The sequence below is a fragment of the Nonlabens xylanidelens genome (assembly GCF_002934445.1).
In the GTDB taxonomy this organism is placed as follows: Bacteria; Bacteroidota; Bacteroidia; order Flavobacteriales; family Flavobacteriaceae; genus Nonlabens; species Nonlabens xylanidelens.
The window spans coordinates 175,034-197,909 of the sequence record NZ_PTJE01000004.1 but is presented as its reverse complement, the minus strand read 5'-3'; the positions used below and the strand labels follow the sequence as shown (position 1 = coordinate 197,909).

21 protein-coding genes and 1 tRNA gene are annotated in these 22,876 nt (G+C 35.8%); 17 read left to right on the top strand and 5 right to left on the bottom strand.

Annotated features, from left to right (window positions below; translation table 11 throughout):
- Both porN and LY01_RS10395 read left to right on the top strand, forming a co-directional pair.
- Positions 1–930, top strand: a complete 930-nt coding sequence (gene porN, locus LY01_RS10400; RefSeq protein ID WP_104515784.1) for a type IX secretion system ring subunit PorN/GldN — start codon at positions 1–3, stop codon at positions 928–930.
- A gap of 102 nt (positions 931–1,032) precedes the next feature.
- Positions 1,033–2,088, top strand: a complete 1,056-nt coding sequence (locus tag LY01_RS10395; protein WP_104515783.1) for an NAD(P)/FAD-dependent oxidoreductase — start codon at positions 1,033–1,035, stop codon at positions 2,086–2,088.
- Between the two features lie 87 nt (positions 2,089–2,175).
- Here the strand turns inward: LY01_RS10395 and LY01_RS10390 are convergent, their stop codons facing one another.
- Positions 2,176–2,559: a DUF983 domain-containing protein gene (locus LY01_RS10390; protein WP_104515782.1), complete on the bottom strand. Its 384-nt coding sequence runs from the start codon at positions 2,557–2,559 to the stop codon at positions 2,176–2,178.
- A 57-nt stretch (positions 2,560–2,616) separates the two neighbouring features.
- On the opposite strand from LY01_RS10390, the gene LY01_RS10385 reads away from it, so the two are divergent.
- The 7 genes from LY01_RS10385 to dnaG all read left to right on the top strand — a co-directional run bounded on the left by LY01_RS10385 (position 2,617) and on the right by dnaG (position 12,826).
- Positions 2,617–4,545, top strand: coding sequence for an ABC-F family ATP-binding cassette domain-containing protein (locus tag LY01_RS10385; RefSeq protein WP_104515781.1), 1,929 nt, complete (start codon positions 2,617–2,619; stop codon positions 4,543–4,545).
- Between the two features lie 79 nt (positions 4,546–4,624).
- Entirely contained in the window at positions 4,625–5,779 is a 1,155-nt protein-coding gene (locus LY01_RS10380; protein ID WP_104515780.1) for an efflux RND transporter periplasmic adaptor subunit, read from the top strand.
- On the top strand, positions 5,776–8,994 hold the full coding sequence (locus tag LY01_RS10375; protein WP_104515779.1) for an efflux RND transporter permease subunit: 3,219 nt from the start codon (positions 5,776–5,778) through the stop codon (positions 8,992–8,994). The genes LY01_RS10380 and LY01_RS10375 overlap by 4 nt, the downstream gene beginning before the upstream one ends.
- Positions 8,981–10,348 carry a TolC family protein gene (locus LY01_RS10370; RefSeq protein WP_104515821.1) on the top strand — a complete coding sequence of 456 codons (1,368 nt, stop codon included), beginning with the start codon at positions 8,981–8,983 and terminating at the stop codon, positions 10,346–10,348. The genes LY01_RS10375 and LY01_RS10370 overlap by 14 nt, the downstream gene beginning before the upstream one ends.
- Entirely contained in the window at positions 10,345–10,524 is a 180-nt protein-coding gene (locus LY01_RS10365) for a CPXCG motif-containing cysteine-rich protein (protein ID WP_104515778.1), read from the top strand. The genes LY01_RS10370 and LY01_RS10365 overlap by 4 nt, the downstream gene beginning before the upstream one ends.
- 122 nt (positions 10,525–10,646) lie before the next feature.
- Positions 10,647–10,719, top strand: a tRNA-Met gene (locus LY01_RS10360).
- 109 nt (positions 10,720–10,828) lie between these two features.
- Entirely contained in the window at positions 10,829–12,826 is a 1,998-nt protein-coding gene (gene dnaG / locus LY01_RS10355) for a DNA primase (RefSeq protein WP_104515777.1), read from the top strand.
- Here dnaG and LY01_RS10350 read toward each other — a convergent pair.
- Positions 12,819–13,442 (bottom strand): response regulator, encoded by a 624-nt coding sequence (locus tag LY01_RS10350; RefSeq protein WP_104515776.1) that lies wholly within the window; start codon positions 13,440–13,442, stop codon positions 12,819–12,821. The genes dnaG and LY01_RS10350 overlap by 8 nt on opposite strands.
- Before the next feature lie 103 nt (positions 13,443–13,545).
- Positions 13,546–14,334, bottom strand: a complete 789-nt coding sequence (gene nadE / locus LY01_RS10345; protein WP_104515775.1) for an NAD(+) synthase — start codon at positions 14,332–14,334, stop codon at positions 13,546–13,548.
- Positions 14,335–14,388: 54 nt separating this feature from the next.
- Here nadE and gldB point away from each other — a divergent pair, with 54 nt between their 5' ends.
- The 3 genes from gldB to LY01_RS10330 are packed head-to-tail and all read left to right on the top strand — an operon-like array spanning position 14,389 to position 15,975.
- A complete protein-coding gene (gldB, locus tag LY01_RS10340; protein WP_104515774.1) occupies positions 14,389–15,366 on the top strand; it encodes a gliding motility lipoprotein GldB in 978 nt (325 codons plus the stop codon).
- On the top strand, positions 15,366–15,710 hold the full coding sequence (gldC, locus tag LY01_RS10335) for a gliding motility protein GldC (RefSeq protein ID WP_104515773.1): 345 nt from the start codon (positions 15,366–15,368) through the stop codon (positions 15,708–15,710). The genes gldB and gldC overlap by 1 nt, the downstream gene beginning before the upstream one ends.
- A gap of 13 nt (positions 15,711–15,723) precedes the next feature.
- Complete coding sequence (locus LY01_RS10330; protein WP_104515772.1) at positions 15,724–15,975, top strand: DUF3820 family protein; 252 nt, start codon at positions 15,724–15,726, stop codon at positions 15,973–15,975.
- Positions 15,976–15,980: 5 nt separating this feature from the next.
- Here the strand turns inward: LY01_RS10330 and yihA are convergent, their stop codons facing one another.
- Together yihA and LY01_RS10320 are read right to left on the bottom strand one after the other, a co-directional pair.
- A complete protein-coding gene (gene yihA, locus LY01_RS10325; RefSeq protein ID WP_104515771.1) occupies positions 15,981–16,580 on the bottom strand; it encodes a ribosome biogenesis GTP-binding protein YihA/YsxC in 600 nt (199 codons plus the stop codon).
- Positions 16,581–16,681: 101 nt separating this feature from the next.
- Positions 16,682–17,449, bottom strand: a complete 768-nt coding sequence (locus LY01_RS10320) for an alpha/beta fold hydrolase (protein WP_104515770.1) — start codon at positions 17,447–17,449, stop codon at positions 16,682–16,684.
- Between the two features lie 293 nt (positions 17,450–17,742).
- On the opposite strand from LY01_RS10320, the gene mraZ reads away from it, so the two are divergent.
- From mraZ to LY01_RS10295, 5 genes are read left to right on the top strand one after another with little or no spacing between them, the layout of a single operon-like run.
- On the top strand, positions 17,743–18,210 hold the full coding sequence (gene mraZ / locus LY01_RS10315; protein ID WP_104515769.1) for a division/cell wall cluster transcriptional repressor MraZ: 468 nt from the start codon (positions 17,743–17,745) through the stop codon (positions 18,208–18,210).
- On the top strand, positions 18,185–19,102 hold the full coding sequence (gene rsmH, locus LY01_RS10310) for a 16S rRNA (cytosine(1402)-N(4))-methyltransferase RsmH (RefSeq protein WP_104515768.1): 918 nt from the start codon (positions 18,185–18,187) through the stop codon (positions 19,100–19,102). Before mraZ ends, rsmH begins: the two co-directional genes overlap by 26 nt.
- Positions 19,103–19,432, top strand: a complete 330-nt coding sequence (locus tag LY01_RS10305) for an FtsL-like putative cell division protein (RefSeq protein ID WP_170034601.1) — start codon at positions 19,103–19,105, stop codon at positions 19,430–19,432.
- Complete coding sequence (locus LY01_RS10300; RefSeq protein WP_170034599.1) at positions 19,419–21,410, top strand: penicillin-binding protein; 1,992 nt, start codon at positions 19,419–19,421, stop codon at positions 21,408–21,410. The genes LY01_RS10305 and LY01_RS10300 overlap by 14 nt, the downstream gene beginning before the upstream one ends.
- Entirely contained in the window at positions 21,407–22,873 is a 1,467-nt protein-coding gene (locus LY01_RS10295; RefSeq protein ID WP_104515767.1) for a UDP-N-acetylmuramoyl-L-alanyl-D-glutamate--2,6-diaminopimelate ligase, read from the top strand. Before LY01_RS10300 ends, LY01_RS10295 begins: the two co-directional genes overlap by 4 nt.
- The last annotated feature ends 3 nt before the right edge of the window (positions 22,874–22,876 follow it).

The window sequence follows — 22,876 nt, the reverse complement described above, 5'->3', positions numbered from 1 at the left end:
ATGAATAAGATCATAGTTTTATTGGCAGCAGTTGTTCTTTCAGGGACGGCTTATGCACAAAACAATATCCTTAACGCTAAAAGTCCAGCTGAGTTCGGTACTAAAACTGAATCTCAAATGGAAAATGATAACGATAAGCCATTACCTTATGGTTTTGTAGGAGATCGTGATATCTTATGGCAACGTACGGTATGGGAATCTATAGATCTTGATGAGAGAGTTAATTTCCCATTATACTATCCTGTAGATACTAACTATGTCGGTAAGGAACGTCGTTCTTTATATCATGTCTTGACTAAGGCGGCAATGTCTGGTGAGATTACCCTTTTTGGTGATTCTTATTTCAACGAAGCTCGTGAGTTTAAAGATATTGAGAGTACTTTAAAAAGTCAGATTATTACCAATGCTGGTATTGATGTTCTTAATGACGAAGGAGTTGTTGTTGATGAAGGTGTTAGGCCTTTAGATATAGATACTACTTATAATATTCCTGGCTTTGATGAATATATCGAGACTAAAGCTATAGGTGCTGATGATGTAAAGGAATATAGAATTAGAGGTTTATGGTATTTTGATACACGTCAAAGCGAATTAAGATATAGATTATTGGGTATTTGTCCAGTAACTCCAGATGTAAACTTCCCAGATGACCCAACAGGTGTTGAGTTGTTTTGGATCTATTATCCAGACGCAAGAGAGATGTTACATAATTCAAAAGCGTTTAATACTTTGAATTCTGCTAGACCTATTTCTTTTGATCACATTTTAAATTCAAGAAGATTCAATGCTCTTATTTATAAGATGGATAACGTTCAAGGAGATAGAGAGATCGATCAGTATATTTCTGATAACTCTATGATGCAACTTCTAGAGTCTGATAGACTTAAGGAGATCGTTCGTAATTTTGAAATTGATATGTGGAACTATTAATAGTTCACGTATGATAATATTAATGCCTCGCAATAGCGAGGCATTTTTTTTGCTTTTAATTTTAAATCATATTTGTAACTTATATCATCTTTATTAAATATTATGAGTTTAAAAAAATCGGTAGATGTAGTAATTGTAGGTTCTGGAATTGCTGGTTGTACGCTTGCCTGGCAGTGGATTTTAAAAGGGAAATCTATTATTATGATTTCTGATGTAGAGAAAGGGTCTTCAGCAGTTGCAGCAGGTGTTTATAATCCTACTATACTAAAAAGGTTTACTAGTGTGTGGAAGTCTAGGGAACAATTAGAGGTTCTTAATTCATTTTATCCTTTAGTGGAGCAAACGGTAGGCGTTTCTTTTCTGCATCCTATCAATATTCTTAGAAGATTTCATGACGATAAAGAAATTAAGACATGGTTAAGAAAATCTTATAAGGAGGATTTGAAGGATTTCATGTATTCGGACATAATCGACCGTGATATTTATGGTATTGATGCTCCATTTAATTTTGGTCTTGTAAAAGAAACCGGTTGGTTGGATACTATTGGTTTTATGAATGCTAGTTTAGATTATTTCAAGAGTTTGTCTTCATTGATTTTGGAGTCCTTTGATTTTGATCAATTGTCTCATCACGAAGATTATATTTATTATAAAGAGATTAAGGTAAATAAAATCATTTTTGCTGAGGGTTTTAAAATGCGATCTAATCCTTATTTTAGTGATTTGCCTTTACAGGGTAATAAAGGCGAGGTGCTTACTATAAAAGTTCCTGGTTTAAAGTTGGATCATATTGTTAAATCATCTGTTTTTCTCATGCCTTATGTAGATGATTTGTTTTGGGTAGGCGCGACATATAGTAGAGAAGATCTTACAGATAATTCTACAGAAATCGCAAAGGAGTTTTTAACCTCTAGGTTAGAACGTTTCCTGAGTTTGCCTTATGAAGTTATAGATCATAAACACGGTATAAGACCTACTACACTAGATAGGAGGCCGTTTATAGGATCACACAAAGATTATAAGAATTATTATGTGTTTAACGGTATGGGCAGTAGAGCAGTGTTAATTGCGCCTTGGGCTGCACAAAATTTATACGATAGTATGTATCATGATGCAGATATTAATGAAGAAATGAATGTGGGAAGGTGTTATAAATAATTCACACAGTTCTATATATTAAAATTACAAAAGCCGCTTTAAAATATTTTAAAGCGGCTTTTGTAATATGTGTACTAGCTTAGTTTGCTATCTTTTTTTGTCTTTTGTTTTATCATAATCCATGAATATATTGATCCATATATTTCTAGATACCCTTATAACCATTGGTAAGGTAATTATAGAAATTAATGTAATAGCTATGAATATATTCCATCGAGATAAGTCTAGTACGTAGTAACCCAGTACAAAAGTGGCGATAGCAATAGCTACACCTACTCCATAACTCACATACATCGATCCGTAGAAAAAGCTAGGTTCGATTTTATACTTAGTATCACAATGACTGCATCTCTCGTTCATTTCCTGTGTTTTACTAGGATTATAGAGATTGTGACTAGTGTACATGGACTCATTTTGGCATACAGGGCATGTTCCTGTAAAAATGCTGTATAATTTAGTACCTTTTAGCATAAGAAAGCTTTAGTGTTAACGCGCAGTTGCGCATCTTTGCAAAGATACAAAACGACTATGCTCAACGTTCACGATTTACATGTAAGTTTCGGTGGAGAACCGTTATTTGAAGAAATTACTTTTAGGCTTAATCCGGGCAACCGTGTAGGTTTAATAGGTAAAAATGGTGCTGGAAAATCTACACTGTTAAAAGTTATTTCTGGTGATATCCCTTATGACCAAGGTAATATTGCTATCGAGAAGGACATCAGTATAGGTTTCCTTAAACAAGATATCGACTTTGTAAAAGGCCGTACGGTTTTAGAAGAGGCGTATACCGCTTTCGCGAAAGCGAGACAAATAGAAGCTCAAATAGAGATAATCAACGAGCAGCTAGCCACTAGAACCGATTATGAGTCTGACTCGTATTCTAAATTAATAGAAGATATAGGAGATCTTAATCATGAATATGAAATTATAGGTGGATATCAATACAAAGGAGAGACAGAAAAAATTCTTAAAGGTCTTGCTTTTAAACCAGAGCAATTTGACAAGCTCACAGATGAGCTTTCTGGTGGATGGCGCATGAGGATCGAACTCGCAAAACTATTATTAGAAAAGCATGACATTCTTCTATTAGATGAGCCTACTAACCACCTTGATATAGATTCTATTCTTTGGTTAGAATCATTTTTACAAACTTATCCAGGTGCAGTCGTTATAGTAAGTCACGATAAGATGTTTCTAGATAATGTAACTAATCGTACTATAGAGATAAGTCTAGGTCGTATTTATGATTATCCAAAACCTTATACTAAATTCTTAGCACTACGTGCAGAGATGCGCGAGCAGCAAGAAGCTACCTTTAAGAATCAACAAAAGGAAATAGAACGTACAGAAAAGTTAATTCAAAAATTTAAAGCCAAAGCCAGCAAAGCTACCATGGCGCAGTCGCTAGTTAAAAAACTAGACCGTATGGATGTGGTGGAGATAGAGCAGACAGATAATGCTGCGATGAATATAAATTTTGCTAAGTCCATACAGCCTGGTAAAATAGTTCTTGAGATCGATCAGGTGAGTAAATCATTTGGTGATAAAGATGTCTTAGATAACGTAAGTCTTACTCTAGAGCGTGGTAAGCGTGTCGCTTTTGTAGGCCAGAATGGAATGGGGAAATCTACCTTAGCAAAAATTATTGTGGGTGATGTAAAAGCTCAAGGTGATATTAATTTAGGACACAATGTTCAATTAGGATACTTTGCTCAAAATCAGGCAGAGTATTTAGACGGAGAGAAAACCGTGTTAGATATCATGCTAGATGCTGCTACAGACAGTAATAGGGTAAAAGTGCGTGATATGTTAGGTTCCTTTCTTTTTAGAGGTGACGAGGCAGAGAAGAAAGTGAAAGTACTTAGTGGTGGAGAGCGCAATAGATTAGCATTATGTAAACTGTTGTTACAGCCATTTAATGTTCTAATTATGGATGAGCCTACTAACCACTTAGATATTCAGTCTAAGAATGTACTTAAGGCTGCCTTATTAAAATTTGATGGAACCTTAATTGTAGTATCTCACGATAGGGAATTCTTACAGGGTTTAACAGAGACGGTTTATGAATTCCGCGATCATAAATTAAACTTATACCTCGGTGATATAGATTATTATCTAGGTAAAAGAAAGGCCGAAGATATGAGGGCGATTGAAAAAGTAGATGTGGTTAAAGATGTTTCGCTTTCGCGAAAGCAAGAAACAGAAAAGAAACAACTCTCTTATGAAGATCAGAAAAAGCAAAAATCCCTTAATAATAGACTCTCTAAAGCCGAAGCTAAGATTAACGACTTAGAAAAAACCATTAAAAAGCTAGATGCAGAGCTTGCTGCAAACTATGATGAACTGGTTAAGAAAGAAGGTTTCTTTGATGGTTACCAAGCAAAAAAGAAAGAGTTAGAAGAGTGGATGACAAAGTGGGAAACCGTGTCTGAAGAATTAGATCAGTTTAACAGCTAGCTTTAAGGATAATTTAAGATTCGTGAATTTTTACTGAAGTAGATTTGGTGTCGCTGCAAAGCCTCACTAAATCAATACAATGCGTAAAGCTATTCTTACAATTCTTGCTGTTATAATTATCATTGGAGCTTATTTTGCTTCACAAATGATTGCTGATAGTAAAACAGCTCCTAAACCTATAGTAAAAAAGGACGTTAAAATCGTTGTTACAGACACGATCCAAAACACAACAGTACCCATTATAATTCCAGCAAATGGAATTTTACAAGCTAAAAAGCGTGTGGAATTATATGCAGAAGTTAGTGGTGTCTTTAATTCTACCGGTAAGTTGTTTAGAAAAGGTCAAGAATACAGCGCAGGTCAGACCATGATAAGCATGGATAACAGAGAATTTTATGCACAGGTACAAAGTGCTAGAAGTAATCTTAATAATCAAATTACTGCAATCATGCCCGATTTAAGACTGGATTATCCAGATTCTTTTGCGCAGTGGCAGTCTTATCTTTCTAACTGGAATAGTAACGCAAGTACTCCAGCTTTACCTACTGCTGTTAATGAGCAAGAAAAGTACTTTATTACAGGACGTAATATCTATACTACTTATTATAATATTAAAAATCTAGAAAGTCGTTTAAGTAAATATAGAATTAGCGCTCCTTTTAAAGGTGTGCTTACTGAGGCTATGGTGACTGAAGGTACTCTAATAAGAAGTGGGCAGCAGCTAGGTGAGTTTATACAGACAGGATCTTATGAATTGCAAGTTGCTATAAGTGCAGATTTTGCTGACTTGTTAAAAGTAGGAGAAGAAGTAGAACTCAAAAATATTTCTAGTTTAAAATCTTATCAAGGAAAGGTGACTCGTATTAATGGAAAAGTAGATCAAGCATCTCAAACTATTACTACAGTTATAGAAGTAAACAACGACAGCCTTAAAGAAGGTATGTACCTTACAGCAAATCTAGATGCACAACAAATTGAAGACGCAGTAGAGTTGGATCGTAGTTTAATACAAAATGAGAATCAATTATTTGCTGTTAAGGATGGTAAACTAGATTTGATAACCGTACAGCCTATTCATTACTCAGATAAAACAGTGGTGGTTAAAGGTATCAAAGATGGAACAGTTATAATATCTCAATCAGTGCCTGGAGCTTATCAAGGAATGATCGTGGAGACAGAAGAAACTGCAAGTAAGGCCAGTAATGATGAGTTAGATTCTAAAAAAGCAGCATGAGATCAATAATAGGTTATTTCATAAAGCATAGTGTTGCTGTAAATGTCGTTATAGTAGGGATGATAATTTTTGGGGTTTTTGGGATGGTTTCCCTTAAATCTTCTTTCTTCCCACTTACTGACTCAAAAATCATAAATATAAATGCGACTTACCCTGGAGCATCGCCTCAAGAGATAGAAGAAGGTGTTGTTCTTAAGATTGAGGATAATCTTAAAGGTATAGAGGGAATAGATAGGGTAACGTCTGCATCTCGAGAAAACTCAGGAAGCATTACTGTAGAGATACTTAAGGGGTATAATATAGACTTCATGTTGTTAGAGGTGAAAAATGCGGTAGATCGCGTTTCTTCTTTTCCTGTTGGTATGGAGCCATTAGTTGTTTCTAAAAGAGAAGAGTCTAGGCCTACTATATCTTTTGCCCTTAGTGGTGAAGACGTGCCGCTTAGAACCTTAAAACAACTAGCTAGAGAGATAGAAAATGATCTAAGAGGTATAGACGGTATTTCTCAAATAGCCATAGAAGGATATCCAGATGAAGAAATAGAGATCGCTGTAAATGAAAATACACTTAATGGATATGGTCTTAGTTTTCAGGATATTTCTGACGCTGTATCTAGTTCAAATATTCTCACCACTGGTGGTAATATTAAAACAGATACAGAAGAATACCTGATTAGAGCAAATAGTAGATCTTATTATGGTGATGAATTAAGTCATATCCCTGTAAAAACATTGTCCGACGGTAGAAGTGTTCTTTTAAAAGATGTTGCTATAATTAGAGATCGATTTTCTGAAACACCTAATGCTACTTATTTTGATGATAAACTTGCTGTAAATATTACAGTAACAAGTACAAATGCCGAGGATTTAATAGACGCGGCAGATAATGTTAAAGAGTATATAGAAAATTATAATCAACGATTTACTAACGTACATCTAGATATTGTTAGAGATCTCTCTGTAACTTTAAATCAGCGTACAGCACTATTGACAGAAAACGCTATCGTCGGTATGTTGTTAGTTTTGTTGTTTCTTTCTGTGTTCTTAAACACTAGATTAGCATTTTGGGTAGCCTTTGGTTTACCTATTGCATTTTTAGGAATGTTCATATTTGCAGGTCAGTTTGATGTTACCATAAATGTACTTTCCCTCTTTGGGATGATTATCGTAATAGGTATTCTAGTAGATGACGGTATTGTGATAGCCGAAAATATCTACCAACATTATGAAGATGGTAAGTCACCGGTACAAGCAGCTATCGATGGTACTATGGAGGTGATTCCACCTATTTTAAGTGCTATCATAACTACATTACTCGCGTTTTCTACATTTTTATTTTTAGAAGGTAGAATAGGAGATATTTTTGGAGAAGTCTCAGTCATTGTTATTTTAACTCTTATTGTGTCGCTAGTAGAAGCGCTGGTTATACTTCCTGCTCACTTAGCACACTCTAAAGCTCTACAGCCTAAGTCGGATAAGCCTAAAAAAGGTATTGCAAAGGCATTTCAAAAAATGCGAGTGATTAATGAATATGGAGATAAATCTATGAACTGGATGCGTGATAAATTGTACGCACCTGTTTTGAAATTTTCATTATCTCATAAACTTTTTGTTTTCTCACTATTCTTTGCGGCATTGTTTTTAACAGTAGGGTCTATGAATGGAGGTGTTATTAAAAGAGCCTTCTTTCCACGTATATCAAGTGATCAAGTTACAGTGACACTAGCCATGCCTAACGGTACGTCAGAGTTTATAACAGACTCGATCATTAACTCGATAGAGGTAAAAGCGCTGCAGGTAAACAAAGAATTTACAGCAAAATATTTGCAAGACGAGATTTATGGTGATAGCATCCAGTTGTTTGAGAATATCATTAAATCACAAACATCGTCCTCATCAGCTAGTTTACGTATCAATTTATTGCCTGGAGAGAGTAGGCCAGATGATCTAGACGCCGCCATAGTGTCTAATTATTTGAGAGATCTTGTAGGGGTTGTTCCTAGTGCAGAAACTCTTACTTATGGTTCTGGTGGTAACTTTGGTGGTAGTCCTGTGGCAGTTTCTTTACTAAGTAATGATATTACAGAACTTAAAGCCGCCACAGCAGAGTTTAAAGAAATACTAGCGGCAAATCCTTTGTTGAAAGATATAGAAGATAACGACCCTGCTGGTATAAAAGAAATCAATCTAGTATTGAAAGAGACAGCCTATTCACTAGGTCTAACCACTAGAACAGTTATGGCACAGGTGCGATCTGGTTTCTTTGGGACAGAGGCACAACGTTTTCAGCGTGGTCAGGATGAAATAAGAGTGTGGGTGCGTTATGATCGAGATAATCGTAATAGTATTAAAGACTTAGATGAATTTAGGGTATTAACTCCTGCTGGTGACCGTGTGCCACTAAGAGATGTAGCATCTTACACGATAGAAAGAGGAGATGTTGTCATCAATCACCTAGAAGGTAGAAGAGAGGTTCTTATTAGTGCAGATCTTAAAGACCCAAGCCAGGATGCTACAGAGATATTAGAAAATATTAAGTCAGAGGTTATTCCTAGTCTACAAAACAAATATCCGACTATATCGCCTAATTATTTGAGTGGTCAGGCACGTGAGGCAGATAAATTTATATCGAGCCTTAATGTAGCAGGTCCGGTTATCTTGCTATTGATTTATTTTGTGATTGCATTCACCTTCCGTAGTTGGTTGCAGCCAATCATGCTTATTGTTCTTATACCTTTTAGTTTTGTAGCTGTAGGGTGGGGACACTGGATTCATGGTTTTCCGGTTAATATTTTATCATTGCTCGGTATTATCGCCTTGATAGGTATTATGGTAAATGATGGACTTGTGCTTATAGGTAAGTTTAATAGCTCCATAAAAGAAGGGTTGAGTTTTGATGATGCTCTTTTTGAGGCGGGAAAAAGCCGTTTCAGGGCAATTTTCTTAACCTCTATAACTACTATAGCTGGTCTAGCGCCACTATTATTAGAAAAGAGTAGGCAGGCACAGTTTTTAAAACCTATGGCTATTTCTATTTCTTATGGTATAGCAATGGCTACCGTGCTAACCTTGATTATGTTGCCACTATTTTTAAGTTTTGGTAATAGTGCAGAGGCTGCTATATATTGGTTACGTACTGGTAAAAAGGCTAAAAAAAGAGATTTGACAGGTGTCGCACCAGAGCAAAATGAACTAGATGATAATGAAAATGAATAAGCAATTATATAGTTTAGGTCTTGTTATGTGTTTCGCTTTCGCGAAAGCGTACTCACAACAATTCACAGAGACATTATTGAGTAGGGAGCAGGCTGTTGAGCTCATGCTGGAAAATAACTACGGTATTAAAATAGCAAAGAACACGACTGAAATTGCTGAAAATAATGCAGGTATATTAAATTCAGGTTACCTACCTTCTTTACAAGGAACTGCTAGTGCTAGTTATGACGATACAGATTCTACTACAGACTTTGACGGTGCGCTAGATGCGAGTGGAGTGCCGCGCACAAACATTGAGATCAATGATGCAGAAACTAGACAGTACAATGCTGGTATCGCTTTAAATTATACTTTATTTGACGGATTAGGTAGGTTATATAATTACAAGCGTTTAAAAGAACAATATAGTCTAAGCAAATTAGACGCTCGAGCGACTGTAGAGAATACGACTTTACAATTAATGAGTGTTTACCTAGAGATTTCAAGAATTACAGAAAACTTAAGGGTTTTTGAACAAACGTTGGAAATTTCTAAAAAACGAGAAGAGAGAGCACAGTACCAGTTTGAGTACGGCCAGGTAAATAAACTAGAGGTGCTCAATGCTAGGGTAGATATAAATACGGATAGTGTAAATGTTCTTAATACTAGACAACAGCTGCGTAATTCTAAACGCGATCTTAATTTGTTATTAAATAGAGATTTAACAAGTGATTTTAAGGTAGATACTACTATTGTACTTCAAAATTTATTAAAAGTAGATAGTTATCTGGAAAAGGTAAGTGAAAATAACATACGTCTATTGCAGTCTGCATCTACTTTACAAATAAGTGATTATGATATAAAGACGAGTAAAGCACTGTTACTACCTAATATCGGTTTATCTGGTTCTTATGGATGGAATCAAACTGATAGTCCATCTAGTGCGTTTTTTCCTGCTACTACTAGAACAAGTGGTTCTTTGAGAGTAGGAGCAACTCTAACATGGGATATTTTTGATGGTGGTAGAAGTATTACTGGACTGCGCAATGCAAAAATAGCTTTTAAGAATGAAGAGTTTTTTAAGAAGCAAGTAGAGCAAGAGGTAGGTAGAGATATAGCAAATGCCAAAGGCAATTATACCAATGCCCTTGCTATTTATAGAATGCAGCAGCAAAATGTGCTCACTAATAATAGTAATTTTGAAAGAACTGAAGAGCAATTTAAGTTGGGACAGGTTTCAAGTATCGAGTTTAGACAGGCGCAAGTAAACTTGTTAAATGCAAAAACTATTGAGAATCTAGCAAAATATGATGCAAAACTAGCGGAGTATCAATTGCTACAACTAGCTGGTCAATTGCTTAATATCCCTTTATGATAGAACATTTTTTCATGTGTCCTCATTGCTGGCAAGAGATATCTATGTTATTAGATCCGGCTTATTCACAGGTTTATGTCGAGGATTGTGAAGTGTGTTGTAATCCTATTGAGTTAAAAGTAACTTTTTTTGATGGTGAAATGTCTGATTTTGAGGCTAGAGAGATTGGGCAGTAAAAGTTTTTTCAAAAAAGCTTGTGTAAGGTTTAAAGGCTGCGTATATTTGCAGCCCATTAGAACAGGAAGTTGTCAGAGTAATGATCTGAGGTTGTAAAACAAGTAACTGATCGTTTTTAAATCGCGAGGTAGAGCAGTAGGTAGCTCGTCGGGCTCATAACCCGAAGGTCGCTGGTTCGAGTCCAGTCCTCGCTACTAAGAAAAGAAAGCTCTTGAGAAATCAAGGGCTTTTTTTGGTTTTATATATTTAAGTGCGGCCCGCTTTTATGGGAAAACACTATTTTTATATTAGAATATTTTTCAAATGATTTCAAGAACAACTGTAGATGCTGTATTTGACGCTGCTCGTGTAGAGGAGGTGATCGGTGATTTTGTTCAATTAAAGAAGTCTGGTTCTAATTTTAAAGGATTAAGTCCTTTTACCGAAGAACGATCGCCTAGTTTTATGGTTAGTCCGGTTAAGCAAATTTGGAAAGACTTTAGTTCTGGTAAGGGTGGTAATGCGGTTACTTTTATTATGGAACATGAGCATTTTACGTTTCCTGAAGCGATAAAATGGCTGGCAAAAAAGTATGGCATTGAAATCGAAGAAACACAACAAACTGATGAGCAGAAACAGGTTCAAAATGAGAAAGAGTCTATGTTTCTGGTTTCTAAGTATGCAGCAGATTGGTTTCATGGGCAGTTAAAAACTGATGAAGGTAAAGCGATAGGATATAGCTATTTTAAAGAGCGTGGCTTTACAGATGAAACGATAGATTATTTTCAGTTAGGTTATAATCCAGATCAATGGAGTGCTTTTACCGACGCAGCTATAAAAGCAGGTTATCAACTAGAGTTTTTAAATAAGACAGGTGTTTCAATTGTTAAGGAGGACAAGAAATTTGATCGATTCAAAGGTCGTGTTATGTTTCCTATACGTAGTCTTTCTGGGCGAGTTTTAGGTTTTGGAGGTAGAATTCTCAATAATGAGAAAAAAGCGGCTAAATATCTCAATTCTCCACAGAGTGAGATTTATGATAAATCAAATGTTCTTTACGGTATATATGAGGCAAAGCAGGCTATAGCAAAAGAAGATCTCTGTTATCTAGTTGAGGGTTATACTGATGTAATTCAATTGCATCAGGCAGGAGTTAAGAATGTGGTTTCTAGTTCTGGTACTGCGCTGACTAGTCAACAAATTAGATTAATACAGCGACTTACAAAGAATATTACTGTATTATATGATGGTGATGCGGCTGGTATGAGAGCGGCCATAAGAGGTACTGATCTTATATTAGAAACCGGAATGAATGTACGTGTTTGCACTTTTCCTGATGGTGAGGATCCAGACTCTTTTGCAAAATCTCATACGGAATCTGAAATAGTAGATTTTCTTACTAATAATGCTCGTGATTTTATTTCGTTTAAATCAAACCTTCTTAAAGAAGAAGCTGCTGGTGATCCCATTAAGAAAGCTGATATGATTAGGGATATAGTAAATAGTATAGCAAAAATACCTGATGATATATCTAGAGAGATATATGTTAGAGAAAGTGCTGCTATTCTAGATATAGGTGAAGATGTGTTGTTTTCTACCCTAGCACAAGTACGCAATTCTGGACTAATAGAGCAAAAAAAGAAGCAGGTCAAAGAAAAAGCGCAAGCGCCTATGACTAAAGTGGAGATTTCTCCAGAGAACTTAAATGTAGACCGTAGAGGATTGTTAGAACGCTCTATTATTGCTATCTTGTTATTATACGGAGGAAAAGATGAAGTTTTTGAAGATGAATATATTCAGGATGGTAGTGGTGTAGAAGTCGAATATGAAACAGTAAAAGGAGAGCAACGTGTTTATGAGAAAATATACATGGACCTACACTCTGATGAGATTAAGTTTGCTAATCCTGATTTTCAGGCGATATATACTAAAATAATTGATGTTCTACTATTAGAGCAAAAGCTGGACGTTCAATTGATACTATCTGCTTTTGAGGGGCAATATGCAAGTGTTATCGCAGATATTACCATGTCAGATGATAAGTATAGTCTTCATGATTGGGAGCGTAATCAGATTTTTCCTAAACACAAAGATCAGTCTGTGTCGGAATATACTAGTCAAGTTCTATTGCATTTTAGGCAGTTTCTTATTTATGATCTAGTGGAGAATATTAATAGGATTATAGCAAAAAACTCCCCTGAAATTGATAATCAAGAGGCTTTAAGGCAAGTAATGGATTATAATTTGTTAAGGACTAAAATTGATTTAAAAAACAGAACGGTTATACCTTCTGATGGTTTAAGTAGGTTCTTGTTTAGCTAGTGATTTGTAATAAGCGTGACTGATGTATTAAGTCTGCTATATTATCAACGTTTAGTTTTTTAAGTAATCTAGTTTTATAAGTACTTACTGTTTTCTCATTGATAGATAGTTGTTGAGCTATTTCTTTATTACGCTTACCTCTAGATAATAAGTTTAAGACCTCTATCTCTCTAGTAGATAGTTTTTTGAATTTAAGAATATTACTAGTTTGCTTGTTGTTTAATTGATTTTTAATATCCTCAGAGAGGAATGTTTCTCCACTGGCAACAGTAAGTAATGATTTTCTTATTTCTTTTACAGAACGCGTTTTTGCTATGTAGCCATTTGCGCCTGCCTTTACTGAGCTTATAGCGTATATTTCTTCAGGATGACAGCTTACAACTAGAATTTTGATATTTGGAAAATGAGACCTTATTTCTCTAAGGGATCCCACACCGTTAGAATTGGGTAAATCGACTTCGAGAATTAGCACATCGGGATCGTGTTTTGTGATACCAGAAATAAGATCTTTACCGTCATCTATTTTGCCTACAAATTGAAAGTCTTTATAGTCTTTCATCATAGCTTTTAACCCTTTATTAAAGATGGGATGATGGTCTGCTAATAAAATGTCCATTTCTTATTAATTATTGTATCTACAAATATATACAGCTCATAGTAATTCTTACAAAATCAAGTGTGCGTATTGCCTTACATCACAGAGAATTAGGTGTTAAAAATTACCTAAAATTAGAGGGTATTTCGCACACGGGAATAGGGTTCATCTTGTGTTGATTCCTTCTGTTAAATGATAAATAAATGTTTAACACTTCTTGCTCTCTATCGCTTAAATCTTCAACATTATGACCTTTATCTATTTGATTCATAGCCCATTCTAGCTCGTCATAACTGGCTCCTATTTGGTCTTCGTCTGTTTTTTCAGCTCCATAAAGACCGTCACTAGGTGCTGCTTTCATAATGCTTTCAGGTACGTTTACCAGTTTACCGATGGCATAAACCTCACTTTTCATTAAATCTGCAATAGGACTAACGTCCACACCGCCGTCGCCATATTTAGTGTAAAAACCAACTCCAAAATCTTCTACTTTATTACCTGTTCCAGCAACTAATAAGCCATTTACACCTCCATGATAATAGAGTGTGGTCATTCTCAATCTTGCTCTAGTGTTTCCTAGAGTTAGTTCTACCTGTGGAGTGCTGTCTATGCTAGGCATGTTTGATTTGAAAATATCAAAAACAGGTGTTAGGTCACTACGTACATCGCTAACATTGCTGAAACGATTTTTTAGTTGCTCTATGTGTTCTTGAGCTCTTGTCACATGATCTTCATGCTGGTGGATAGGCATTTCTACGCAAAGTAGATCTAGCCCGGTCATTGCGCATAAAGTAGAGGTAACGGCGCTATCTATACCGCCACTTACGCCTACCACATAACCTTTAACTCCGGCTTTCGTAGCATAATCTTTTAACCATTTTACTATATAATCAGTAACTTTATCAGTTTTCATAATCGTATTTTTGCAAGCCTAAAAATAAATAAAATAATAGCGAGTTATTGATGTATGAAGATTAAGTTATTTAAGTTTTTTGTTATTGTCGCTTTCGCGAAAGCGATAACCTCATGTACATCTAGTTCAAAAGTAGAAGATGAGATTTCTAATATACCTCTAGATGTAGAGTTCGTGAAGTTTCATGAGGAATTTGCAGATGCTCAAAAAGCAGATTTGTCTACGATGAAAGGAGAATATCCACTGTTTTTTCCAGTAACAGTGCCTGATAGCGTGTGGATGGCAAAAATGGAAGGTAAAGATTCTATACATAATGTATTAGAAAAAGCCGTAGACGACGCTGATTTTAATTATGTAGAAATAGAAGAAGAGTTAGAAGATGTGATGCGACACGTGGTGTATTATTTTCCAGATTTTGAGCCCACTCTTGTTGTAACAGTCCTGTCAGATGTGAATTATAGACAGAAGGTGATACCTACTGCAAGTCAATTAATAGTTTCTATAGATACTTATTTAGGTAAGGACCATGAGTTGTACATAGGGATTAATAAGTATCAGAGGGAGAATTTAAACATAGAACAGCTACCGGCTGATGCTTCTCTAGCGTATGCGCGACTCTTTGTTGAGCCTAGTATGGAACGTAGTTTACTGGGTAATATGATTTATCACGGTAAGTTACATTATCTACAAGAATTATTTGCGCCTAACGCAACTGGTGATCAGTTGTTTAGTTATACTCCTGAGAAATATGCTTTTACTGTTGAGAATGAAGGTGAGATGTGGAGGTATTTTATAGATAACGAGTTATTATACGATACAGATTCAAAATTATTATCTCGTTTCATACTACCAGCACCTTTTTCTAAATTCTATCTAGAGGTAGACCAGCAGACGCCAGGTGGTGTAGGTCGCTATATAGGATACAGAATGGTGAAATCATTTATGGAGAATAACGAGGTGGATATAGAAACAATGATTCAATTAAAACCAGAAGAAATTTTTAAACGATCTAAATACAAACCATTACAATAATGTCAGATAATAAAAATAGATCTACTATTAAGATAGGGATCGAGCTAGATGAAAATAGAGTGCCAGAACACATAAGATGGAGTGCGCCAGATGGTGGTGTAGATGCTGCAGAGGCTAAGGCTATGATGGTTTCTATGTGGAATAGTGTAGAGAAGGAGTCTTTCCGTATAGATTTATGGACCAAAGATATGCCTGTGGATGAGATGAGAGTCTTTTTTCATCAGACACTTGTTTCTATGGCAGACACTTATCATCGTGCTACAAATGATGATAAAATGAGAGATACGATGATTGATTTTTGCGATTATTTTGCAGAAAAATTAAACCTTAAAGAGAGTAAGTAACTCTTTTAAATAAATGGAAGAACCATTATTTGATCACAATCTATTGATAGAAATGTCATGGTATAAAATGCCCTTCGGTGCTCACAAAGGTAAATTCCTTAGTGAGTTACCGGAGTCGTATTATGTCTGGTTTAGAAGGCAGGGGTTTCCTAAAGGTAAATTAGGTAACTATATGACGACTGTTTTTGATATGAAAGTAAATGGTATCGAGGATATCTTACGTGAGATACGTAAAAATACCGTTAATGATAGACCAGTTTTTTAACGGTCTTATAAGCTATCGTTTATACCTCCTATGTATTCTAATAGTTCTTCTTTTCCTTGATTGTTTGAAGAGCTAGTGACAAAGTATGGAGGCATTTCTTCCCAAGATCCTTCAGTAAGGTACTTTTTGTAAGCCTCTACATTACGTTCTAAAGCATTAGGCTTTAATTTGTCAGCTTTGGTAAAAATGATACTAAAAGGAATACCACTCTCGCCTAGCCATTCCATGAATTCAACGTCTATAGGTTGTGGCTCATGTCTTACATCTACTAATACAAATCCTGAGATTAACTGCTTGCGCTGTTCAAAATATTTAGTGATAAATTTTTGAAACTTTGCTTTGCTAGTCTTAGAAACTCTCGCATATCCATAACCAGGTAAATCGACTAGGTGCCAAGATTTATTGATTAGAAAATGGTTGATTAATTGCGTTTTTCCAGGTCTGCCAGATGTTTTTGCTAGGCTCTTCTTGTTTGTAAGCATGTTGATTAAAGAAGATTTTCCTACGTTAGATCTACCTATAAATGCATATTCTGGAATTCCAGAGTTAGGACATCTTTTTACGTCTTGGTTAGATATAACAAATTCTGCGCTAGTAATTTTCATATGGCAAAGGTAATGATTAGTCGGCTAGATTTATGATCAGACAGTGTATAGTAACTGTTTGATTCACGATGACTATGGATTAATAATGGAAAAATATTTCTTTATAATAAATTTCTTTTTACTAGCCAGCTATTAAGAATTTCATTGAACTCATCAGGGTGTTCCATCATGGCTGCATGCCCACATTTATCTATCCAGTACAGGTCGCTGTCTGCAAGTTTTTCATGAAACTCGTCTGCAACTGCAGGTGGTGTCACGCTATCTTGTTTACCCCATATGATACAAACCGGAGTTGTCATGTTAGGTAAATCCTTAGACATGTTATGTCTAATAGCACTTTTTGCTATGGCTAGTGTTTTAAGCAGTTTATTGCGATCGTTAACCGTGGCAAATACTTCGTCTACTATTTCTTTAGTAGCGACAGCAGGATCATAAAATACGTCTTGACTTTTTTCTTTGATGTAGTCGTAATTTCCTTTTTTAGGATAACTCTCACCCATCGCGCTTTCATAAAGGCCAGAACTACCGGTGATTATAAGGGCTTTAATTTTTTCAGGGAATAACTTTGTAGTAACTAGTCCGATATGGCCTCCTAGAGAATTGCCTAGTAAAATAACCTCTTTCCAGCCCATATGGTCGATAAAGGCGTTGATGTGCTTTGCAAATGTACCGACGCTAGTTTTAATAAGTGGCGTGGTGTACAGCGGTAAAGTAGGCACAACTACTTGATAACCTTTTGAGGGGAAATAATCGATCACACCCTGGAAATTACTCAATCCACCCATTAAACCATGAAGTATGATTATAGGTGTTCCTTCTCCTGTAATGTAATATTCAAATTTACCGTCTTTGATTAAGTCGTGCGTCATAGGGTAATTCTAAGTGGCAAATATAGTTGTTTTGAATGTAGCAAGATGCCTCAATTTCTTTAGTTTTTAAAGAGAAAATTCAGTTTTCATTTAAAATATTAAATGTTGCTGTCTCGCTTTCGCGAAAGCGGAATTAACATCCTTTTTGAATATTAAGTACCGATTCTTAAATTGTTAATAACTAGGGTAGTTATTCAGAATAAGGCTCACTTATCAACAATGTGGTAAAATGTGGTAAAAAGTGGTATTTAATTTCTTATTTTTGATTTAATAGCGCTAAACAGCTATTTCTAGTGAACAATTTTATAGGTACATACGAGTGTAAAACTGACGCCAAAGGGCGATTTATGATGCCAGCTGCTTTAAAAAAGCAAATGACACCGGTCGTTCAGGATGGTTTTGTGATTAAACGAGCTGTTTTTCAGCCTTGTTTAGAGCTCTATCCTATGAGTCAGTGGAATAAAATGATGGAAAAATTGAACGGTTTAAATCGTTTCAATAGAAAGCATAATGATTTTATACGTCGTTTTACAGCAGGAGTTAAAACTGTTGAGGTAGATGCAAATGGACGATTACTTATACCTAAGGATCTTATAACCTTTGCTGGAATTACAAAAGAAGTAACCGTGTCGAGTGCGGTGAATATATTAGAAATCTGGGATAAGCAAAAGTATGAAGCGGCTATAGATGACTCGCTAGATGACTTTGCTGATCTCGCTGAAGAAGTAATGGGAAATGACACAATCGACCTCTTATCATAATCCGGTTCTTTTAAAAGAGACCGTAGATGGATTAAATATTAATCCGTCAGGAACGTATGTGGACGTCACCTTTGGTGGTGGTGGTCACTCCCGTGAGATTCTCTCACGTTTAGGTCCGGATGGAAGACTGTTTGCATTTGATCAAGATACAGATGCGCTGGCAAATGCCATTGATGACGATCGTTTTATGTTGATCAATCAAAATTTTGGTTACATGAAAAGGTTTTTAAGGCTTTATGGAGCTAAAGAGGTGGATGGTATTCTTGCTGACTTGGGTGTTAGTTCTCATCAATTTGACGAGGCTGCGCGTGGTTTTTCTACTCGATTTGACGCTAGACTTGATATGCGTATGAATCAAGAACAAGAGTTAGACGCTGTAGTCGTAGTTAATGAGTATGATGAAGAAGATCTCGTAAGGATTTTTAAGGCTTATGGAGAGTTGCGTATTGCGCATAAACTAGCTAGAAGAATAGTAAGTGCTAGAGCAGAGGCTGAGATATTAACCGTCGCAGACCTTAAAGAGATTTGTTCACCACTTGTGCCGGAGAGAATTGAGCATAAGTTAATGGCTCAAGTGTTTCAGGCTATACGTATAGAAGTGAATAAGGAAATGGAGGTGCTGTATGATTTTTTAAGACAGTCAGAAGAGGTGCTTAAAGTGGGTGGTAGATTGAGTGTTATTTCTTATCACTCTTTAGAAGATAGGCCTGTAAAAAGGTTTATGCGCAATGGTCTTTTTGAAGGAGAACCAGAGAAGGATGTTTTCGGTAGATCTAGTGTTCCTTTTAAAAGGATAGGTAAAATGATTATCCCTTCTAAAGAAGAGATAAAAATGAATAATAGGGCAAGAAGTGCCAAGTTGCGTATAGCAGAAAAAATAGAGAGAGAATAAATGGCTACCAAAGTATATGACATATTAAAGGGTAGTTTCTTAACTAATGACGACGCTTTTAAAAACTGGCGTTTCATATTATTTGCTGCGGTACTTGCAATTGCTATGATTTTTACTGGTCATAGTTATGAGAGAAAAGTGCATAAGCTAGCTGCTGTTAATGAACAAGTGACAGAGCTGCATAGCGAGTATACAGATTTAGAAAGAAGATTAATGTTTATGCAAATGGAGTCTACCATTGCAAGAAAAATAGGAAATAAAGGGATTGCTCCGGCTAAGAGTCCGCCGCAGAAAATAGTAATTGTAAAAAGCAAAGATGGCAACAACTAATAAAAATATATTGAACAAGATGTACTTGGTGAGTGCACTGTTTGTTGTTGTTGCGTTATTGGTAGTGGTTCAAATTATCAATATTCAATTTATTGAAGGAGATGATTACCGTGCCAAAGCAGAGCAACGCGTTTTTAGAAACGACACTATTCCTTCTACTAGAGGTAATTTATATGATGCAAATGGACAGTTGCTAGCAACTTCTATAAGTAAGTACGATATACGATTTGATGCTTTAGCGCCATCTAGTAAAGATTTTAATGAGAATATAGCTGCTCTTGCTGAGGAGTTGGGAAAGAAATTTGACAAATCTAAAAGTTATTATTTACAGAAATTAAGAAAAGCGCATAGTAACAAAAATCGTTACATGCTTATTGCAAAAAATCTCAATTATGGAGATTATAAAGAGATAAGAGAATTTCCTCTTTTTGAAAAAGGGCCTTACCGTGGTGGTTTAATAGTAGAGAAAAGAATAGTGCGCGAGCATCCGTTAGGTAAAATGGCAGAGCGTATCGTGGGTTATGATCGCAGAGGAAGTGCTCCTGTAGGATTGGAAGGTGCTTTTGCTCCATATTTGAGAGGTAGTGATGGTGTTAAGTTAGAGCAGAAAATAGGTAAAAATCAATGGAAACCCATTAATAGCGAGAATGAATTAGATCCTAATGATGGTTTTGACGTATACACGACCATAGATGTGAATATGCAGGATGTTGCGCATCATGCATTACTAAAACAATTAGAATATTTTGAAGCAGATCATGGTACTGCGGTAGTAATGGAGGTTGCAACAGGTGAGATTAAGGCGTTATCTAATCTAGGTAGAGGAGATAACGGTAAGTATTTTGAAAAGAGAAATTATGCTGTATGGGAATCTCATGAACCTGGTTCTACATTTAAATTGATGAGTGTTATCGCTGCGCTAGAAGATAAAGTAGTAGATACCAGTACTGTGTTTGATACAAAAGGCGGTAAGATTTCTTATTACGGCCGTAATGTACGCGATTCTAAATATGGTGGTTATGGTAAAATAAGCGTGGCTAAAGCCTTTGAGGTTTCTTCAAATACAGCACTTGTGCAAATGATACAGAATAATTATAAATCTAATCCAGAAGATTATGTGGATAGATTATATAGTATGAATCTTAACGAGAAGTTGAGCCTGCCTATTAAAGGAGAAGGTGTTCCTATGATACCTCACCCAGATGATAAGAACTGGAGTGGATTATCCTTGCCGTGGATGGGGTTTGGTTATGGGGTGCAATTAACGCCTTTGCAAACTCTTACATTTTATAATGCTGTTGCAAATAATGGTGTAATGGTAAAGCCTAGATTAATTAGAGAAGTGAAGTCAAAGGAAAAGGTCATTGAAAAATTTGATCGAGAGATAATAAACCCTGCGATATGTTCTCAGAATACAATTGATAAGGTAAAAGTAATGATGGAGAATGTGGTGAAAAGAGGGACTGCAGATAACCTGTATAGTGAAAACTTTTCTATGGCTGGTAAAACAGGGACATGTCAGACAGAATACTGGAAGTCTTCAGGTAATTATATAGCTTCTTTTGCAGGGTATTTTCCGGCAGATAAGCCTAAATATAGCTGCATAGTGGTGATAACAAAACCTAGTGTTAGAAAAGGGTATTACGGTAATATAGTTGCTGGACCTGTTTTTAAAACAATTGCGCAAAAAATATATGCTAACAATCCTTTAATAGATCAGCTAGAGTTGCAACAGGCTATTCCAACACAAATGGTTGTTTCAACAGATTCTTATTTAAGTAAAGCTCATGCCCAAAATGAAGTTTCTTCCATGAAGATTCCTAGTTTGATAGGTATGGAAGCGATGGATGCCATTGCAATAGTAGAAAATTTAGGAGCTAATGTTATTCTAAAAGGTTCTGGAAAAGTAAAATCACAAAGTCTAAAAGCAGGTACTAAAATATCTCCATCAGATAAAGTAACTCTAACATTGATATGATGATTCTAAAAGACATATTATATAAAGTCGGTCTAGATATAGTTATTGGCTCAACAGATGTTCAGATCAATGATATACATTTTGATTCTAGAGCTGTAAAAGAGAATGATCTTTTTGTGGCTATTAAAGGAACAGCTGTAGATGGTCATGATTACATTGAAAAAGCAGTGTCACAAGGGGCTAAAGCTGTCGTTCTTGAGGTAATGCCAGATTATCAAGATGAAAATGTGACTTATATAAAAGTTGAGAACGCACATAAAGCGCTGGCTTTAATGGCTGCTAACTTTTATGAAAACCCATCTAGACAACTAAAGTTGGTAGGAGTTACTGGAACAAATGGTAAAACGACTACAACATCTTTATTATACCAGCTTTTTAAAAAGTCCGGTTTTAAGACAGGTTTAATTTCTACCGTAGAGATTTTAATTGATGAGAAAGTAGTTGCGACAAAGCATACAACTCCAGATCCTATGACCATTAATAAACATCTTGCAGCTATGGTTGCGATAGGTGTAGATTATTGTTTTATGGAGGTAAGTAGTCATGGAATAGCGCAAGAAAGAGTGACAGGCCTTGAGTTTGCAGGAGGAGTGTTTACTAACCTTACTCATGATCATTTAGATTACCACAGCACTTTTGCAGAATATCGAGATGTGAAGAAAAGATTCTTTGATCAGTTGCCTAAAGATGCATTTGCATTAACAAATCTAGACGATAAGAATGGAGCTGTGATGCTGCAAAATACAAAGGCTAAAAAGCTGGGGTATGCATTAAAGACATTTACAGACTATCGCGCTCAGATTATAGAAAATCAGTTCGGTGGTTTGTTGTTAAAGATCAATGAGCATGAAGTGTGGTCTAAAATGGTAGGTGAATTTAATGCCTATAATGTTTTGGCTATTTATGCTTGTGCTATAGAATTAGGACTAGAAGAGATAGAGGTGTTAGAAGTGATCTCCCAGTTAGAAGGTGTGTCAGGTAGGTTTCAATATTTTACTACGGTAGAGAATAGAATTACTGCCATTGTAGATTATGCCCATACACCAGACGCTCTCAAGAATGTATTAGAAACTATTAATTCTATACGTACTAGAAATGAGACTGTAATAACAGTAGTAGGTTGTGGTGGCGATCGTGATACATCAAAAAGGCCTAAAATGGCTCACATAGCTGCTGCTTTAAGTGACCAAGTTATTTTCACAAGTGATAATCCTCGTACAGAAGATCCACAATTGATTCTTGATGATATGGAAGCAGGAGTAGAGCCACAGGATTATAAAAAAACTATAACTATTCTAGATAGAAGTCAGGCTATTAAAGCGGCAGCAAAAATGGCAGATAAAAATGACATTATTCTAATAGCAGGAAAAGGTCACGAAACATACCAAGAGATAAATGGTGTACGATCTGATTTTGATGATCGTAAAATAATAGCCGATATCCTTAATAAACTCAACAAGTAACAA

Excerpts from the sequence above, each read along its gene's own strand:
- porN (WP_104515784.1), top strand. The coding sequence starts at position 1 with ATGAATAAGATCATAGTTTTATTGGCAGCAGTTGTTCTTTCAGGGACG.
- LY01_RS10395 (WP_104515783.1), top strand. The coding sequence starts at position 1,033 with ATGAGTTTAAAAAAATCGGTAGATGTAGTAATTGTAGGTTCTGGAATT.
- LY01_RS10390 (WP_104515782.1), bottom strand. The coding sequence starts at position 2,559 with ATGCTAAAAGGTACTAAATTATACAGCATTTTTACAGGAACATGCCCT.
- LY01_RS10385 (WP_104515781.1), top strand. The coding sequence starts at position 2,617 with ATGCTCAACGTTCACGATTTACATGTAAGTTTCGGTGGAGAACCGTTA.
- LY01_RS10380 (WP_104515780.1), top strand. The coding sequence starts at position 4,625 with ATGCGTAAAGCTATTCTTACAATTCTTGCTGTTATAATTATCATTGGA.
- LY01_RS10375 (WP_104515779.1), top strand. The coding sequence starts at position 5,776 with ATGAGATCAATAATAGGTTATTTCATAAAGCATAGTGTTGCTGTAAAT.
- LY01_RS10370 (WP_104515821.1), top strand. The coding sequence starts at position 8,981 with ATGAAAATGAATAAGCAATTATATAGTTTAGGTCTTGTTATGTGTTTC.
- LY01_RS10365 (WP_104515778.1), top strand. The coding sequence starts at position 10,345 with ATGATAGAACATTTTTTCATGTGTCCTCATTGCTGGCAAGAGATATCT.
- dnaG (WP_104515777.1), top strand. The coding sequence starts at position 10,829 with ATGATTTCAAGAACAACTGTAGATGCTGTATTTGACGCTGCTCGTGTA.
- LY01_RS10350 (WP_104515776.1), bottom strand. The coding sequence starts at position 13,442 with ATGGACATTTTATTAGCAGACCATCATCCCATCTTTAATAAAGGGTTA.
- nadE (WP_104515775.1), bottom strand. The coding sequence starts at position 14,334 with ATGAAAACTGATAAAGTTACTGATTATATAGTAAAATGGTTAAAAGAT.
- gldB (WP_104515774.1), top strand. The coding sequence starts at position 14,389 with ATGAAGATTAAGTTATTTAAGTTTTTTGTTATTGTCGCTTTCGCGAAA.
- gldC (WP_104515773.1), top strand. The coding sequence starts at position 15,366 with ATGTCAGATAATAAAAATAGATCTACTATTAAGATAGGGATCGAGCTA.
- LY01_RS10330 (WP_104515772.1), top strand. The coding sequence starts at position 15,724 with ATGGAAGAACCATTATTTGATCACAATCTATTGATAGAAATGTCATGG.
- yihA (WP_104515771.1), bottom strand. The coding sequence starts at position 16,580 with ATGAAAATTACTAGCGCAGAATTTGTTATATCTAACCAAGACGTAAAA.
- LY01_RS10320 (WP_104515770.1), bottom strand. The coding sequence starts at position 17,449 with ATGACGCACGACTTAATCAAAGACGGTAAATTTGAATATTACATTACA.
- rsmH (WP_104515768.1), top strand. The coding sequence starts at position 18,185 with ATGACACAATCGACCTCTTATCATAATCCGGTTCTTTTAAAAGAGACC.
- LY01_RS10305 (WP_170034601.1), top strand. The coding sequence starts at position 19,103 with ATGGCTACCAAAGTATATGACATATTAAAGGGTAGTTTCTTAACTAAT.
- LY01_RS10300 (WP_170034599.1), top strand. The coding sequence starts at position 19,419 with ATGGCAACAACTAATAAAAATATATTGAACAAGATGTACTTGGTGAGT.
- LY01_RS10295 (WP_104515767.1), top strand. The coding sequence starts at position 21,407 with ATGATGATTCTAAAAGACATATTATATAAAGTCGGTCTAGATATAGTT.